This window comes from Caballeronia sp. LZ032, assembly GCF_031451315.1.
In the GTDB taxonomy this organism is placed as follows: Bacteria; Pseudomonadota; Gammaproteobacteria; order Burkholderiales; family Burkholderiaceae; genus Caballeronia.
Genome location: NZ_JARUXP010000003.1, coordinates 1,174,531 through 1,190,884 on the forward strand (window position 1 = coordinate 1,174,531; position 16,354 = coordinate 1,190,884).

The 16,354-nt window shown below is 67.0% G+C and carries 12 protein-coding genes; 2 read left to right on the top strand and 10 right to left on the bottom strand.

Features of this window, described 5'->3' with window-relative positions; genetic code table 11:
* Window positions 1-16: 16 nt before the first annotated feature.
* Window positions 17-2,209 carry a heavy metal translocating P-type ATPase gene (locus QCE69_RS26760; protein WP_309933904.1) on the bottom strand — a complete coding sequence of 731 codons (2,193 nt, stop codon included), beginning with the start codon at window positions 2,207-2,209 and terminating at the stop codon, window positions 17-19.
* A 72-nt stretch (window positions 2,210-2,281) separates the two neighbouring features.
* Here QCE69_RS26760 and cadR point away from each other — a divergent pair, with 72 nt between their 5' ends.
* Window positions 2,282-2,713, top strand: coding sequence for a Cd(II)/Pb(II)-responsive transcriptional regulator (cadR, locus tag QCE69_RS26765; protein ID WP_309817566.1), 432 nt, complete (start codon window positions 2,282-2,284; stop codon window positions 2,711-2,713).
* Window positions 2,714-2,731: 18 nt separating this feature from the next.
* Here cadR and QCE69_RS26770 read toward each other — a convergent pair whose 3' ends face one another.
* The 3 genes from QCE69_RS26770 to QCE69_RS26780 are packed head-to-tail and all read right to left on the bottom strand — an operon-like array spanning window position 2,732 to window position 6,654.
* Complete coding sequence (locus QCE69_RS26770) at window positions 2,732-3,763, bottom strand: alpha/beta hydrolase (protein WP_309933906.1); 1,032 nt, start codon at window positions 3,761-3,763, stop codon at window positions 2,732-2,734.
* 39 nt (window positions 3,764-3,802) lie between these two features.
* Window positions 3,803-5,308 (bottom strand): M81 family metallopeptidase, encoded by a 1,506-nt coding sequence (locus tag QCE69_RS26775; RefSeq protein WP_309933908.1) that lies wholly within the window; start codon window positions 5,306-5,308, stop codon window positions 3,803-3,805.
* Window positions 5,309-5,340: 32 nt separating this feature from the next.
* A complete protein-coding gene (locus tag QCE69_RS26780) occupies window positions 5,341-6,654 on the bottom strand; it encodes an MFS transporter (RefSeq protein WP_309933910.1) in 1,314 nt (437 codons plus the stop codon).
* A gap of 136 nt (window positions 6,655-6,790) precedes the next feature.
* Between QCE69_RS26780 and QCE69_RS26785 the strand changes: the two genes are divergently transcribed.
* Window positions 6,791-7,726, top strand: a complete 936-nt coding sequence (locus QCE69_RS26785) for a LysR family transcriptional regulator (protein WP_309924917.1) — start codon at window positions 6,791-6,793, stop codon at window positions 7,724-7,726.
* Between the two features lie 8 nt (window positions 7,727-7,734).
* Here the strand turns inward: QCE69_RS26785 and QCE69_RS26790 are convergent, their stop codons facing one another.
* From QCE69_RS26790 to QCE69_RS26815, 6 genes are all read right to left on the bottom strand, one after another.
* Complete coding sequence (locus QCE69_RS26790) at window positions 7,735-8,955, bottom strand: MFS transporter (protein ID WP_309933911.1); 1,221 nt, start codon at window positions 8,953-8,955, stop codon at window positions 7,735-7,737.
* A gap of 86 nt (window positions 8,956-9,041) precedes the next feature.
* Entirely contained in the window at window positions 9,042-9,668 is a 627-nt protein-coding gene (locus QCE69_RS26795; RefSeq protein WP_309924919.1) for a hypothetical protein, read from the bottom strand.
* A gap of 89 nt (window positions 9,669-9,757) precedes the next feature.
* A complete protein-coding gene (locus tag QCE69_RS26800) occupies window positions 9,758-12,037 on the bottom strand; it encodes an EAL domain-containing protein (protein ID WP_309933912.1) in 2,280 nt (759 codons plus the stop codon).
* 115 nt (window positions 12,038-12,152) lie between these two features.
* Window positions 12,153-14,267: an ATP-binding protein gene (locus tag QCE69_RS26805; protein WP_309933914.1), complete on the bottom strand. Its 2,115-nt coding sequence runs from the start codon at window positions 14,265-14,267 to the stop codon at window positions 12,153-12,155.
* 141 nt (window positions 14,268-14,408) lie between these two features.
* Window positions 14,409-15,047: a PQQ-binding-like beta-propeller repeat protein gene (locus QCE69_RS26810; RefSeq protein WP_309933916.1), complete on the bottom strand. Its 639-nt coding sequence runs from the start codon at window positions 15,045-15,047 to the stop codon at window positions 14,409-14,411.
* Between the two features lie 53 nt (window positions 15,048-15,100).
* Entirely contained in the window at window positions 15,101-16,321 is a 1,221-nt protein-coding gene (locus tag QCE69_RS26815; RefSeq protein ID WP_309933917.1) for a helix-turn-helix domain-containing protein, read from the bottom strand.
* Window positions 16,322-16,354: the final 33 nt, after the last annotated feature.

A 16,354-nucleotide genomic window follows, 5' to 3' on the forward strand; every position in this document is an offset into this window, starting at 1 on the left:
TCCTGGTTTCCGGCTCTTATTGAAGACGCGTGCGCAACAGCCGCAGCCCGTTGGCGATGACGATCAGGCACGTGCCTGTATCGGCGAAGACGGCCAGCCACATCGACCCATGTCCTCCCAATGTCAATCCGATGCACACCGCCTTGATTCCCACCGCAATCGCAATGTTCTGCAGCAGCGTTGCGTGCATCGCCTTCGACAGGCGGATGAACGCCGGAAGCTTGCACAGGTCGTCGTCCATGAGCGCGACGTCGGCGGTATCAAAGGCGGCGTCGGTGTCCATCGCGTTCATGGCGAACGTGATGTCCGCGCGCGCGAACGCCGGCGCGTCCTTGAGGCCGTCGCCGACCATGCCGACCGGCGCACTGCGCCCGAGCGTCTCGATGATCCGCAGCTTGTCTTCCGGCAGGAGTCCGCCTTGGGCGCGATCGATGCCGGCCTGCTTCGCGACCGCGCGCGCGAGATGCGGGTTGTCGCCTGTCAGCACCACCGTGCGCACGCCCACGGCGCGCAGCCGCGCCACGGCGTCGCGGCTCATCGGCCTGAGCGTGTCGGCCACGGCGAAGAGCGCCAGCACGCCGGCATCGCTGGCGAAGATCACGACGGTGCGCGCCACGCATTCCTGCGCCTCCACGCGCCGCCGCAGGTTGTCTGCGTCGTGACCGATCTCGGCCATCAGACGCAGGTTGCCGAGCCAGTACCGCCGTCCGCCGATGAACCCGAACACGCCGCGTCCCCGCACCGAACCGAAGCGGCTCACCGCGAAGCGCGGAATGTGTTCGTTCCTCGCGGCCTGCGCGATGGCCCGCGATGCCGGATGCGGCGAACGCCCCGCCAGGCTGGCCGCGAACGCGCGCACGATGCTCTGCTCGACGCGCGCGTCGAGCAGTTCGAAGGCGGTCTGTACCGGCGTGCCGTGCGTGAGCGTCCCCGACTTGTCAAGCGCGAGCCAGCGCAGACGCCGGCCGCGCTCGAGGAACGCGCCGCCCTTCACCACGATGCCGTGGCGCGCGGCGCGGGCGAGTCCGCTGACGATCGTCACGGGTGTGGAAATCACGAGCGCGCAGGGACACGCGATCACCAGCAGCACGAGCGCCCGATGAACCGAGGCGAACCATTCGCCGTCCAAGGCCAGCGGCGGCAGCAAGGCCAGACCGAGCGCGCCGAGCAGCACAGCCGGCAGCCACGTGCGCACGACGCGTTCGAGCAGACGCTGCGTCGGCGCCTGCAACATCTGCGCTTCCTCGATCGCATGGACGATGCGGGCGAGCGTCGAATCGTTGATGCCGCCGGTCACGAGCATGTCGAGCGTGCCGGTCTCGTTGAGCGTGCCCGCGAACACGGCGTCGCCCTTGCCCTTGGCGACCGGCCGGCTCGCGCCCGTGATCGGCGACTGGTTCACGGTGGAGCGGCCCCTGACCACCTCGCCGTCGAAGGGAATGCATTCGCCCGCCTTGACGCGCACGATCTCGCCCGCTGCGATGCCCTCCACCGCGCACTCGCTCCAGGCGCCATCGGCTTGCAGGACGGCCGCCCTGGCCGGCAGCGACTTCAGCAGCGCGGCGGTGGCATTGCGCGCGCGCCGCAGCGAATTCTTCTCGACCCAATCGGCGATGGCGAAGCACACCGAGATCATGGCCGCTTCCGGCCATTCGCCGATCAGCAGCGCAGCCGTCACGGCAATACCCACCAGCGCGTCGATGGTGAAGTGGCCGCGACAGAGCGCGAGCAGACCCGCGCGATACATCGCCAGGCCCGAGGCAGCCACGGCACTGAGCGCAAGCATGACGATGGTGCTGGTCTGCGCATCGAACCAGCTCGCGGCCTGCGACGCCATCGCGACGGCGCACGCGCAGCCGAGCAGGCAGATGGACACGCGATCCGTCGCGCCGGTTTCCGGCACGAGCCGCGGATCGAATCCGAGCGAGCGCAGGCCGGCAAGAATCGGCCCGAGTGCTTCGACTTTGTGTTCGATGATCAGCATGCGGCGCAGCAGGTCGAACTTCATCGACGTGACATCGCGCATGCCGCCGAGCTTCTTGCGGATCAGCGCTTCTTCGGCGACGCACTCCATCTGTTCGATGTGGATCTGCGTGCGTGCCGCGCCGCGGCTCCGGATGCCGGACACGCCTGCTTCGGCCGGCCGGGCGTCCTGCATCGCGCTGCGAGAACCGAGGCGCGTGTTGCCGATATCTTCTGGCCGTAACATACTGACGTCCTTACTCGATCAAGCGCCAAGTAGAAACCTTGGAGCCGCTCAAGAGTCAAGAAGGATCAGCACATGAAGATAGGCGAATTGGCGCGCATCGCGAAATGCACACCGGACACGATTCGTTTTTATGAAAGAGAAGGTTTGCTTCAGCACGCGGAACGCACTGAAGCGAATTACCGCACGTACAACGCCAGCCACGTCGAACGCCTGCGCCTCATCCGCAACTGCCGCGAACTGGACATGACGCACGATGAAGTGCGTGCGCTGCTGCGTGCCATCGATGAAACGGCAGATAGTTGTCAGCCAATCAATTCACTTGTCGATGAGCACATTCATCATGTGGCTGAACGCATCGATGAACTGATCGGTTTGCAAACGCGGCTGCTCGCATTGCGCGAGAAGTGTCAGGGCGAACAGCTGGTGGATGACTGCGGCATCATGCACGAGCTGACATCTAAAGAGGCCGCCAGCCGGAAGACGAAGAAGTCGCATCTCGGCTAGCGGTTTGCATTGATGGGATCAAGCCTTCATGCGGTCGGCGGCGACGATCGAATCCGCGAAATCGCGCGGCGCTTCCTGCGGCAGGTTATGCCCGATGCCGCCCGTCACGTTCCGGTGCTGATACGGGCCCGTGAATTTCTTCGCATAGGCCGACGGATCCGGATGTGGCGCGCCGTTGGCATCGCCTTCCATGGTGATCGTCGGCACGTTGATGGTCGGCGCGGCGGCCAGGCGCTGTTCGAGTGCGTCGTACTGCGGTTCGCCCTGCACGAGCCCGAGACGCCAGCGGTAGTTGTGAATCACCACCGCCACATGATCCGGATTCGCGAATGACTGCGCTGAACGCTCGTAGGTGGCGTCATCGAAGCGCCATTGCGGCGATGCCAGTTGCCAGATGAGCTTGTTGAAGTCATGACGGTTCGCCTCGTAGCCGGCCTGGCCGCGCTCCGTCGCGAAGTAGAACTGATACCACCACGCGAACTCGGCCTTCGGCGGCAGCGGCGCGCGATTGCCCTGCTGGCTGCCGATCAGATAGCCGCTCACCGACACCATCGCCTTCACGCGCTCGGGCCATACCGCCGCGATGATGTTCGCCGTGCGCGCGCCCCAGTCGAAGGCGCCTAACACGGCTTGCCTGATCTTGAGCGCATCCATGAGCGCGATGATGTCCACCGCGACCACCGCCTGTTGTCCGTTGCGCGGGGTATCGGCGGAGAGGAAGCGCGTCGTGCCGTAGCCGCGCAGATACGGCACGATCACGCGATAACCCTGCGCCACAAGCAACGGCGTCACTTCGACGAAGCTGTGAATGTCGTATGGCCAGCCGTGCAGCAGGATGACGACGGGGCCATTGGCGGGGCCTGCCTCCGCGTAGCCGACGTTGAGCGTGCCCGCGTTGATCTGGCGCAGCGCGCCGAAGCCGGCCTGCGTCACGGGGCGGGTCTGGGCCTGCGCCAGGTTGCCGAAGCCCGCTTGCAGCAGGCCGATACTGGCGCTCGCCAGCGTGGCGCCCAGCAGGCGGCGGCGCGACGTGTCGATGATGTCCGTCATGATGCGGTTCTCCTGTTCCACTGTTTTAGAACGAAGCCGTCACGCAGCCGACGCACGCAACTCGGCGAGCGTCGGGCCCATCGGCCGCACGCGCATGTGGGCGGCGAGATTGCGCCAGGGCAGATCGGCGGGGTCGGCGGCCATCGGGCCCGGTGCTTTCGCGACCAGTATGCGCGACGCGATCGGTTCGAAGTCCGCGCGAAAATGCACTGAGCTCTTGTTGACCAGAATCTTCATGCGCTCGGGTTCGATACCCGCGACGCGAAAGAGATTACGGTCGAAGACCTGCATCTTGATGCTGCTGACCGCAATGCGCACGCCTTCGATACGCAGGCACGCCGTGGGACCGAGTTCGCCGCTCATGCCGTTGAGCATCGGGCCGTCGAAGCGGAAGCGGCCATCGGAAAGATGTTCGACTTCGAACTCGCCTTCGAGCGGCGAATCGCCCGGCACGTTCGAACCGCCGCCCAGCGCCAGCCGGATGCGCGCGCCGACACCCGCCCGATGCGCCGCGCGTGCCGCAGGCTCGTCCCAGATGACGCCCACAGCCGCCTCGCGCGCGCCGTGCCGCAGCAGCGCGCGGACCATGCCCATGGTGTTCGAGTCGCCGCCGACGCCCGGGTTGTCCTGCGTGTCCGCGATGATCACTGGACCTTTTGCATTGCCGCTTGTCGCGATGGCCTCGCGCGCCGCTTCGTCGGGCGACAGGAACGGCACGTCCCAGCGCGCTTCATCGTCGACGAGTTGCGTGTACAGCGCGTGCACCACGCGATCCGCTGCTTCCTGTTCGACCGCATAACCCCAGATCACCGGCCCGCATTCCTCGAAGTCCGACGCCGGAAACCCCGGCGCGAACGACAGCGACACGGCCTCCTTCTCCAGCCTCTCCAGCGCGTCATACATGCCGCGCGCCGGTTCGACGAGCGTACACATGCCGTTCACCGGAATCAGGAACGGCACGCGGCGCACGGCGCGCGCCAGCGGTTTGTCATGCGCGATGCGCTGTGCGAGCAGATGTCCCGCGCGCAGGCCGGTTTCCGCCATGTCGACGTGCGGATAGGTGCGATACGCGACCAGCGCATCGGCGAGTTCGATCATGCGCGCCGTGACGTTCGCATGCAGATCGAGGGAGACGACGAGCGGCATGTCGTCGCCGACGATCCGACGCACGCGCGCCAGCAACTCGCCTTCGCCGTCGTCGAGATGCTCGGCGACCATGGCGCCGTGCAGGTCGAGATAGATCGCATCGAAACCGCCGGCGCGCACGCGTTCGACGATCGCGCCCGCAATGCGCTCGTACGCGTCTTCCGTCACATGCGCCGATGCACTCGCCCCGGCCCAGATCACCGGCAGCAGTTCGTGCCCTTGCGCTTCGGCCCACTGGATGAAGCCGCCGACCGGCACGTTCACGTCGCGCAGCTTCAGCACGTCGGCGCCGTGGGCCATCGGCGGAAAGCCTTCGCCCTGGATGAAGCTCGGGTAGCTGGCCCGGGTCGGCGCAAAGGTGTTGGTTTCGTGCTGGAATCCCGCGATCAGGATCTTCATGATGGTCATCCTTTGTCTTCGATGAAAAGGTGTCAGGCCGCGCGCGTCTTCGCGACGGCCACGGTGCAACGGTTCGCCAGAATCAGCACGCAGGCGAGCGCGGCCATGCCGGCCATCGCGTACAGGCCGCCGTTCGTGTTGCCGGTCGCGGACTTGACCCAACCGAACACCGCTGGTCCCCAGAACCCGCCCGACAGACCAATGGTGTTGATCAGCGCGATGCCGCCTGCCGCTGCGGGGCCGGAGAGGACTTCGGAAGGAATCGCCCAGAACACCGTGTACGCCATCCACATGCAGGCGGTGGCGAGCGTGAGCAGGACCAGCGTCGCGGCGAGGCCGCCGGAGGCATACGGCGTCATCACCAGCAATGCGGCCGCGGCGAGCGCCGGCAGCGCGCTGTGATAGCGGCGCTCGCCGAGCGCGTCCGACCGGCGGCCCGCGCCGTACATGGCCACGGCTGCGGCCACATAGGGAATCGCGACATACCAGCCGAGCTTCAAGGTATCGTGCGCCCCCTGCTCCTTCAGCAGCGTGGGCAGCCAGAAGCTGATGGCGTAGATCGGAAAGATGATGCAGAAGTAGGCGAGCGCCAGCACGAGAATGCGCGGGTTCCGGGCGATCTCGCGAAACGATGCGATCCGGTGCGACCCGCCGCCATGCGCGCCGGCCTCGGCCTCGACGAGACGCTGTTCGTCGCGCGAGAGCCAGCGTGCTTCGGCGGGACCGTTGGCGAGCGTGAACCACACCAGGGCGCCGAGTGCGATGCACGGCAGGCCTTCGACGAGGAACATCCACTGCCAGCCCGTCAGTCCGCCGACGCCCGCGAGCGAGGTCATCAGCCACGCCGACAACGGCCCGCCGACCACTCCGCCCAGCGGCCCCGCGACGAACACGAGCGCGATGGCGCGCGCCATGCGCTTCGGTCCGTACCAGCACGAGAGGTAATAGATCATGCCGGGCGCGAAGCCCGCTTCGAAGACGCCGAGCAGGAAGCGCATCGCGTAGAACGCGGGCACGTTGCGCACGAACAGCATGCACGCCGACGTGATGCCCCACAACACGAGGATGCGGCTGAAGGTGAGGCGCGCGCCGATCTTCGGCAGCATCAGGTTGCTGGGAATCTCGAAGAGCACGTAGCCGATGAAGAAGATGCCCGCGCCGACGCCGTATGCGGCGTCGGAGAAGCCGAGATCGCTTTGCATCTGGAGCTTCGCGAAACCGACGTTCACGCGGTCCAGATACGCGAACAGGTAGCACGCGATGAGCAGCGGCAACAGCCGCCGGTTGATCCTGCTGTAGAGCGCCTGGACGGCAGCGCCGCCCGGCTGGGGTTGAATCGTCGACATGCGCGTCTCCTTGTGGTCTTCCCCTCTCCGGGTGAAACCATGGTGAGCGTGTTCGACTGTGCCAGCAAGAGCAACCAAGTTCACGTATCGTTGCTCTGTGAGCAACACTGTCTTCTCATGTTCCGGAGCCGTCGAGATGCGTGAAATCAATCAGCAACGTCTGCGTTACTTCCATGAAGTGCTGTCGCACGGCACGATGCGCGGGGCGGCGGACCATCTGAACACGTCGCCGTCGGTGATCGCGCGGCAGATCAAGTTGCTCGAAGACGAACTCGATACCACGCTGTTTGAACGCGAGGCGCGCGGCGTGCGGCCCACCGAGGCCGCGTTTCATCTATTGGAGTTCTGGCGGGGTTATCGCTCGCAGCAGGAGCGGCTCGAAGACCAGTTGCACGCGCTCAAGGGCTTGCAGCAAGGACAGATCCGGCTGGCGGTGAGCGAAGGCTATGTCGATACGCTCGTCGATGACGTGCTCGCGCCGTTCTGCGCGCGCTATCCGCGGCTCGAGATCGACGTGCAGATGCTCGCCGTCGACGACCTGCTCGACGAAGTCGCGCAGAGCCGGGCGCATATCGGGCTCGCGTACAACCCGCCGCCGCATGAGCGGATCGAGATTCGGGCAAGCTGCGCGCAGCCCGTCGTGCTGCTGATGCGGCGCGATCATCCGCTGGCGCGGCGCGGAGGCGCGGCACGGATTCACGATCTGCTCGATTACCCGCTCGCGCTGATGCCGCCGAGCTTCGGCATCGGACATGTGGTGAAGATGCTCGAAACGACGGACGGTCTGTCCATTCGACCCGCCCTCACGACCAATTCGCTAAGCGCGCTGAAGCGGCTCGTCGCGGCGGAGCAGTTCATGACGCTGATCGGCGAGTTTGCCGCGTATCGCGAGCTGGCGAGCGGCGAGCTGACCCTCGTTCCGGTCGCGCATCCGCTGTTTGAAAGCGCGCAGGCGCGCGTGCTGGTGAAGACCGGCCGGCCGCTCGCGGCGGGACCGCAGGCGTTGCTCGAATCGATCCTCGAACGGATGCCGATGTTCGGCAAGAAGCCGCGCCGTAAGACGAAGCGGTGACGCGTGATTCACGCGCCCCGCGCGCCTTCCGGCACGTCATCCAGCCGCGCCACCCGCGACGCCGCAATGATCGCCGCCTGCACGACGAAGCACACGGCCGCCGCCGCAAGACACGGCCCGGTGCCGAGGCGCGCGCTGATCGCCGCGCCCAGCAGCGCGCCGAGCGGACGGGCGCCGTAGGTCGCCGTGCTGTTGAGCGCGGAGACGCGGCTCAGCATCGAGGCGGGCGTGATGGCCTGGCGCAGTGTCGTGGAGCCGACGGTCCACAGGATCGGGCCCGCGCCCAGCAGGAAGAAGCTCGCGGATGCCAGCCAGAACGACGGCGCGGCGAGCGTCGCGACCAGCATCAGCGAAGCGGCCAGCCCGCACAGCGGCCCGACCATCAGCATCCGGCCGAAGGTGATGCGGCATGCCACCGCCGGCGCCGCCAGCGCGCCGCACACCATGCCGATGCCATAAGCGGCAAGCGTCATGCCGATCGCCGATGCATCGAAACGCAGATGCTGCGCCGCGTATGGCACATACACCGCCTGCACGATGAAGAAGCCGAGATTGAAGAACACGGCGGTGGCGAGCATCGGACGCAGCAGCGCGTCGTGCGCAACGAAGCTCGCGCCCTCGCGTAGTTCGGCGAAGAAATGCCGTTTGGCGGCGTGTTGGCGCGGCGGTTCGCGCAAGCGTGCGAGCAGTAGCGCCGCGCAGGCCGAAAGGCCGGCCGCGCAGCCGTAGGCCCAGCCCGCGCCGGTCCATCCGACGAGCAGTCCGCCGAGCGCCGGCCCCGCCGAACAGGCGACGCTGCGCGCGAGTTCGATGCGTCCGTTCGCGGCGGCCAGCGCGGCGCGTTCGACCAGCGCGGGCACGAGGGCGGGCGCGGCGACGTTGTAGGCGACGGTGCCGGTCGCGCCGAGAAAGCCGAGCAACGCGAGCAAGGGCAGCGTCAGCGCGTGCGCATGCGCGAGCAGCAGGACGGACAGCATGGCGAGCGCGCGGGCGCATTCGGCGCAGGTCATGAGCGTGCGGCGCGAGCGGCGGTCGGCGATAACGCCGAGCGGGATCGACAGCAGCAGGAAAGGCAGCGTCTGGGCGCTTTGCAGCAGGCCGGTGTCGGCTGCCGAGGCGCCGAGCGCGAACACCGCGACGAGCGGCGTGGCCGCCAGGCCGATCTGCTCGGCGGACTGCGCAAGAAGGTTCGACCAGGCAAGTTGCTGGAAGGCAGCGGGGAACGGCATCGACGGGCTCCGGAGCGAGAAGATGGCCCATGGTCGTGGGTGAGGCGCGCGGGGGCACTCCGGGGCTTGCGGTGTGATTCGGGAGGTCAGGGCTCGCTGCCCAGTCTCTTTTGCTCCGTGACGATCCCGTCGGCGATCTTTCCCGCCAGATCGTGGAGTGACGACGCCCCTTCCACCTTGTTGATGACGAAGCGCGCGGCCGCGCCGTAAGGCTTGGGCGCCGCCGCCGATTTCTGCCCCTTGAGTTCGTCGCTGGTGTCGATGCGCGCCGACGCCTGGCCGGCCGGCGCCGACAGACTCGCGAGTTGCACGGTGACGTGCGTGTTGGGCGGCGTGTCGGAGGAATTCATCGAGGGCAGCGCGGCGCCCGGGCCGGCCGGGATGGATTCATCGAATTCGCCGGTCACGAGCCAGCCCGATGCGGGCAACGGGCCCTGCGACTGCGCCCGGCACGCATTGACACCTCGCGCCTGGAGCGTCTTCACGATGTCCTCAGCAAGTGCGGACGCATTTTGGTCGACTTTCATCGTGTTGCGCATCGAGCGCAGGCGGGAGCCGGGAAGGCGCGACTCGCCGCCCTGGCTCACGGCCGTGAAGTCACGCACGACAACAGGCACGCCCGCGCTGCTGCATGGTGGAGCATCCTGCGCGAAGGCGCACGGACCCGCGAAGAAACCGAGCACGATCAACCGCCATGACGCCGATGTCTTCATCGCACCCTCCGGCAAAGGATCAGCGGTTCTACCGCCCGACGATGATACTGCCACCCGCCGTGGGGCCACGCGTTTCCTGTCCGGGCGTTTCAATGCGCCACCGCTGTCTCCACCGACCCCGCCCGCTCCATCAGCACCGCCAGCGGAATCGGCCGGCTGAGCAGGTAGCCCTGCACCTTGTCGCAATGAACGGCGCGCAACGTGTCGAGCTGATCCTGCGTCTCGACGCCCTCCGCCACCACCGTCACGCCGAGCTTGTGCGCGAGGCCGATCACGCCTTCCACCACCGTGCGCACCATCTCGTCGGTGGCGATGTTGTCGACGAAGGACTTGTCGAGCTTCAGTACGTCCGGACGGAAGCGCGCCAGATAGCTCAGGCTCGAATACCCCGTACCGAAATCGTCGATGGCAATGCGCACGCCCATGTCACGCACCTTCGACAGCACCTCCTGCGCATCGTCCACATTGTCGATCAGCGCGGACTCGGTGATCTCCAGCATGATGCGGCTCGAGTCGATGCCCGCGCGTCTGATCGCCTGCCGCAGCACATGCACGAGACGCGGATCGCGGAACTGCTTCGGCGACACGTTGAGCGCCACGGAACACACCGCCGGCAGCGCGCCGGAGAGCCGCGCCGCCGACTGCACGGCTTCGCGGATCACCCAGTGCCCCGCCTCGACGATCAACGCGCTTTCCTCCAGCACCGGCACGAACGCGCCGGGCGGGAGCATGCCGAGCGACGGATGATTCCAGCGCAACAGGGCCTCGACGCCCACGAGCGCGCCTGACTTGACGCGATATTGCGGCTGGTAATGCAGCACGAACTGGTTGTCGCGAATTGCGCCATGCAGTTCGGATTCCAGATGCGCGCGCGCCAGGTCGTCCTTCTCGCGCTCGCCGAACACCCGGAAGGTGTTGCGGCCGGCGCGCTTGGCGGCGTACATCGCCATGTCGGCGCTGATGAACAGTGCTTCAGGCGTGCGCCCGTGTTCCGGATACAGCGCGACGCCGATCGAGCAGGTCATCGTCACGCTCTTGCAGTCGACCTTGATCGGCCGGTGACACGCCGCAGCCAATTTGCGGCATGCGCGCTCGATACTTTCCTGATCGAACGGTCCGGGCAGGATCACCGTGAACTCGTCGCCGCCCGGACGCGCCGCCACCGCGCCGCCCGGCAGGGCCTCCTGGATGCGCCGCGCGATGGTGCGCAATACGGCATCGCCGGCAATATGGCCGGCCGTATCGTTGATCGACTTGAAGCGGTCGACATCCACGAACAGATAGGCGAACGCCGTGCCCGCTTCACAGCGGCCCACGAGCGTTTCCATCATCGCATTGCGGTTCGCGAGGCCCGTGAGGCTGTCCGTATTGGCGAGCCGGTGCAGTTCCTGAAGCCGCTCGCGTTCGTCGGTGGCGTCCACGCACACGCTCACCACACGCGACACCGCGCCATCCCCGGTCACCGGATAGATATCCGCGCGCACCCAGCGGGTCCGTTCATGCGGCAGGCACAACCTGAAATAACTTTGCTTCGCGGAGCCGGTCTGCACCGCGCTGCGCATTTCGACGCGCAGCGCGCCGATATCGTCAGGATGCACGCGCTGCGACCACGCGGTCTGGTCGGCTTCGAGCGCGGACATCGGCATTTCCCACATGCGCTCGAACGCAGAACTCACGTGCAGCAGTTCGCGGAAGTCGTGCGTGGCGGTCCAGAACACGGCATCGACGTGATCTTCCATGTCCTTCTGCACGCGCGCGTTGCCGCGCAGTTCATCGATGAGATTCCTTTCGGCCGTAATGTCGCGCGACTTGCATAGCACGGCCGTCACGCGGCCATGCTCGCCGTACACGGGCGCGAAGGTCGAGGTCCACCATTTCAGCGTGCCGGTCATGGTGCGGCACGCGCCGGAGAACGAGGTCGATTCACCCGCCTTGGCGCGTTCGAAGGCCTGCCGCGCGTCGGGACCTTCCCAGAGCGCGAGCCAGTCGATGTCGATCAGCGCATCCGCGCATTCCGCCTCGATCAGATTGCGGCCCACGTCCGAAATGCACATGATGCGGCCGTCGAGACTCAGCAGCTTCAGGCAATCCTCGGCGATGGCGAGCAGCGCGTGCGCCACCTGACGCGCGACGAAGATTTTCCGGTGCGCGGCCTGCATGCGATGCACGACCAGCGTGAGCGCCAGTACCAGCGCGGCCAGCGCGATATTCCATGGCATCGGCACGAAAAACGTGCCGCAGGCGGCAATCAGTACGCCGAGCGGAGCCAGGCCGAGGCCATCGAAGCGGCGCGCGTATTCGAGGTACGGCAACTTGCTGGCAACGTTCTCGCCAATGGTTCCGAGAAAGTCGGTCGGTTCTCTCTGCACCGCTTTGACCCTGTTCTGCTAATTGTACGATCGTTGTTTATCGGCGCAGCATCTGGGGTCTTTAGTGCCGCGGAACTAAACGATGCCCGCCGCCGCGGCAAGTGTTACGGCATGCTCAGCCATTCAAGGCCGCCGCGATCTCGCGCGCGAGCGTTTCAGCCCGATATGGCTTGTTCAGCAGCGTCACGTTCGGCCTGAGCACGCTGTCGCGCGAAATCATGTCGCGGGTATAGCCCGACGCGTAGATCACCGGCACCGGACGCGTTTGTGAAAACGCCCATTCGGCCAGGTCCGCGCAGCTCACCTTGCCCGGCATCACGACGTCGGTGAGGATCAGGTCCACATGCACGCCGCTTTCGAGCACGCTCATCGCAGCGTCGCCGTTGGCCGCGCGCAGCACGGTATAGCGCATCACCTCCAGGATCGCGACTGTCGAGGACAACACCGAAGCATCGTCGTCCACGACGAGCACCGTCGCGCCGCTGGTCTGCGTCATCAGCGCATCGGCGCGCGGCATCGCGGTTTCGTCGTCATGGCTGCGCGGAAAGAAGATATCCACGGTGGTGCCTACATCCACCGTGCTCGACACCGCGATATGTCCGCCGGACTGCTTGACGAAGCCGAATACCATCGACAATCCCAGTCCCGTGCCATGTCCTTCCGGCTTGGTCGTGAAGAAGGGTTCGAAGGCCCGTTCGAGCACCTCGGGCGGCATGCCGGTTCCGGTGTCCGATGCGGACAGCCTCACGTACTCGCCCGGCCGCAGTTCCTTGCCTTCGCAGGCCGCCGCGTCGAGCACTTCGTTCGAACTCGCGAGCATGAACTTGCCGTCGCCGCGCATGGCGTCGCGGGCGTTGATCGCCAGGTTCAGCAGCGCGTTCTCCAGCTGGTTGCGGTCGACGCAGAAATTCCACGGTTCGTCGACGATCATCGTGCCGATCGTCACGGACGCGCCCACCGCGTGCTGGAGCAATTCGCGCAGTTCGTCGAAGAGCCGGCGCGGATTGATGACCACCGGCGACTGCGGCTGCCGCCGCGCGAAGGACAGCAGTTGCGAGGCGAGCTTCGCGCCGCGCTGCACCGCGTCCATCGCGGCCTGCAGGCGCTCGGGCACGCGCTTGTCGGCGGGCGGCAGATATTGCAGCAGTTGCAGGTTGCCGCTGATCGCCTGCAGCGTGTTGTTGAAGTCGTGCGCGACGCCGCCCGTCATCGCGCCGAGCGCCTCCATCTTCAGGCTCTGGCGCAGTTGCGCCTCGACCGCCGTGCGCGCCGCCACCGCCTCCGCGATCTTGTCCTCGAGGTCATGCGTCAGCTCCCTGAGCTTTTCCTCGGCCACCTTGCGGTCGTGAATGTCGATGATGACGCCGGGAAACCGCATCGGCCGGCCGGTTTCGTCGTATTCGCAGCGGCCCGACGCCATGATCCACGTCCAGCCGGATTCAGCCGTGCGAATGCGGTACTCCGCCCGATACGACGTGTTCTCGCGCACCGTCCGCGCGATCAGCGAGGTGATGCGCTCGACGTCGTCGGGATGGATGATCTCGAACGCCCGTTCGATCGGCAGGCCGGCCGTCACCTGCTTCAGCGAGAACAGGAAGGTGCGCGCGAAGCGCTCGTCGCCCTTGACGCGGTTGTGCTGGATTTCCCAGACGAAGGTGCCGAGCACGGCGCCCGAGTTGAGCGCGAGCTGCAGGCGTTCGTCGGCCGCGCGGAATGCCGCTTCGGCCTCGGCGCGCGTGCGCTCCAGCGTGACCCGCACGGTGGTTTCGACGACCACCGCCAGCACGCCGAGCGGCACGCCCTCGTCGGAGGCGATCGGGCTGTAGTGCAGGTCCAGCCAGACGTGGGCTTCGCGGCCCGCGCGCGGCAGCACGAAATCGATGTCCAGGTAGGACAGCGTTTCGCCGCGCAGCCCGCTTTCGACCACATTGCGATTGAAAGCCGCCGCCTCGGGCCAGGCGCGTTCGATCGGCATGCCGAGAATGCCCGGATGGCGGCCGCCGGAAAACTGCGCATAGGCGTCGTTGTAGAGCAGCGTGCCTTGCTTGCCCCACAGCACGGCCATCGGCAGTGCATTGCGCAGCATGATCTGCACGGCGGAACGCAACACTTGTGGCCATGTGTCGATGGGGCCGAGCGGCGTCGTGCTCCAGTCGAAGTCGCGTATGGCGCGCGCGGATTCCCCAATCCATGAATCGAGCTGGCGGGGGTCGACGGTGTTCGAGGTCAAACGGCGGTTCCTTGTGGGTCGGGGCGTGGGGCGCGCGATACAGCGCCCCACAGCATGAGGGTTCGGCCGCTGTTTCCTTGGCGCCGGAGACCCGTATCCGCCATTTTGCCCCACCCGGCAAGGAACCAGCCCGCCGCCGCCTTACTCGCGCTTCGGCCTGCGTATTGCACGAACCTTGCCCGTCCGGCCGCCGCCGCAGAAAAAGCGCTCCCCGCCGTCCGATTCGAGCCCCGATACCGCCGCGCCCTCGGGCATGTCGAGCCGCTCCAGCACCTCGCCGGATTGCGGGTCGATGCGGCGCAATTCGCTTTCGTCGCCTTCCCAGGTCGCATGCCAGAGTTCCCCGCCGACCCACGTGACGCCGGTGACGAAACGGTTCGATTCGATGGTCCGCAGCACCTTGCCGTCCTGCGGATCGACTTGATGAATCTTGCGCGCCTTGTATTCGCCGACCCACAGCGTGCCTTCGGCCCACGCGAGGCCCGAGTCGCCGCCGTTGCCCGGCGCGGGAATCGTGGACAGCACGCGCCCGGTCTTCGGGTCGATCTTCTGGATGCGGTCTTCGGCAATCTGGAACAGGTGCTTGCCGTCGAATGCGGTGCCGGCGTGCGCCGCGATGTCGAGCGAGCGGCGCGGCTCGCCGCTGGCCGGATCGAACGCGTTGAGCGTCTCGCCGGCGGCGAACCAGACGTTCTCGCCGTCCCAGGTGACGCCGTGCACGCCTTCGACGCCGGCAAACGGCCCGTATTCGCGGATGATTTCCGCCTTCGCGCGTTTCATGTCGATGTCCTCCCGATTGACTTCATGATTAATTGAGCGACGACGGCTTCATCCTAGTCATTCGCCATCGCCGCGGGGAGTAACAAGACCGTCGTGAATCCGGGCATCGGCGGCATGGTCCAGCGGCGCGCCCGTCCGCGCCCGAAGGATTGCACCTTGCCCGCCGCGCCGAGCGCATCGAGCGCGCGCTGCACGGTGCGCTGGCTCGCGCCCAGCGCAAGCGCCAGCGCGGAGCTCGACCACGCCTCGCCGTCCGCCAGATGCGCGAGCAGCGGTGCGTGCTCGTCCTCGACCGGCAGCGCGAGCACCGCGACCTTGCGCGCGTGCAGCGGCTGCAGCGCGAAGCCGCGCGACGTGGCCTCGATGCGCGCATGCGGACGCAACAGCCCGCGCAGCCGGCCCATCTCGACGCGCAAGCGCGCGCGATGCGTTTCGTCGGCTTCACGGAGGCGGAACGCGCGGGCGATCAGCGCATCGCGGGGGACATCGCCGGGCCAGGCATCGGCGAGCATGCGCACGAGCGTAAAGAGCACGGGGCGCGTCGCCAGCGATACCGCGCTGCCCGCTTCGCGCACGCACAGACGGCAGGCATCGACGACGAAGGTCTGCGATGCGAACAGCGCTTCCACTTCGTCGAGCAGCAAGAGCCGCTCGCCGTCGCGTGCGATGAGACGCGCGGCCGGCGTCCGCAACAGCCGCCACGCGCTTTCGACTTCCGCCGCGAGCGCCGGAATGCCCGCCTGCTTCGCGGCTTCCCGTGCGAGCCCGAGCGCGTCGCGTGCGTCCCGCGTGCGCAGTCGGCGCAGTGCAAGTCCCGCTGCAAACAGTTCGTGCGCCGCGCGCAGCGCCGCAGGCAGCGCCGCGGGATCCAGGCTGGCGAGCATCTGCCCGGCGTCATCGAGCTGGCCGAGCAGCAACGCGCGCCGCACGTCGAGATAACGCGCGTGGGCGGCGTTGACGTTGTCGCCGTGTGCTTCGAGGATGGCGCGGGCCTGATGCAGCGTCTTTTCCGGCCAGCCGAGATCGCGCGACGCCAGTGCAATCTCCGCTTCCGCGACGATGCAGCGCGAGCGCGCCAGCGCCTCTTTCGCACCGAAGGCGCGTGCCGCGCGCCTGACGAGCACGCGCGCGCGGGTGAAGTCGCCAAGCTGGGCCATCGCGATGCCGCGCAACGCGAGCGCCCCGGCATCCTCGCGCAACGCGATGCGGTTCAACGCGCCCAGCGGATCACCCGCCGCGAGTGCCCGGGCTGCGGCAGTGATCAACGAATCCATGCGAATGCCGGCACGCGCGCCGCTCCCGGAGGG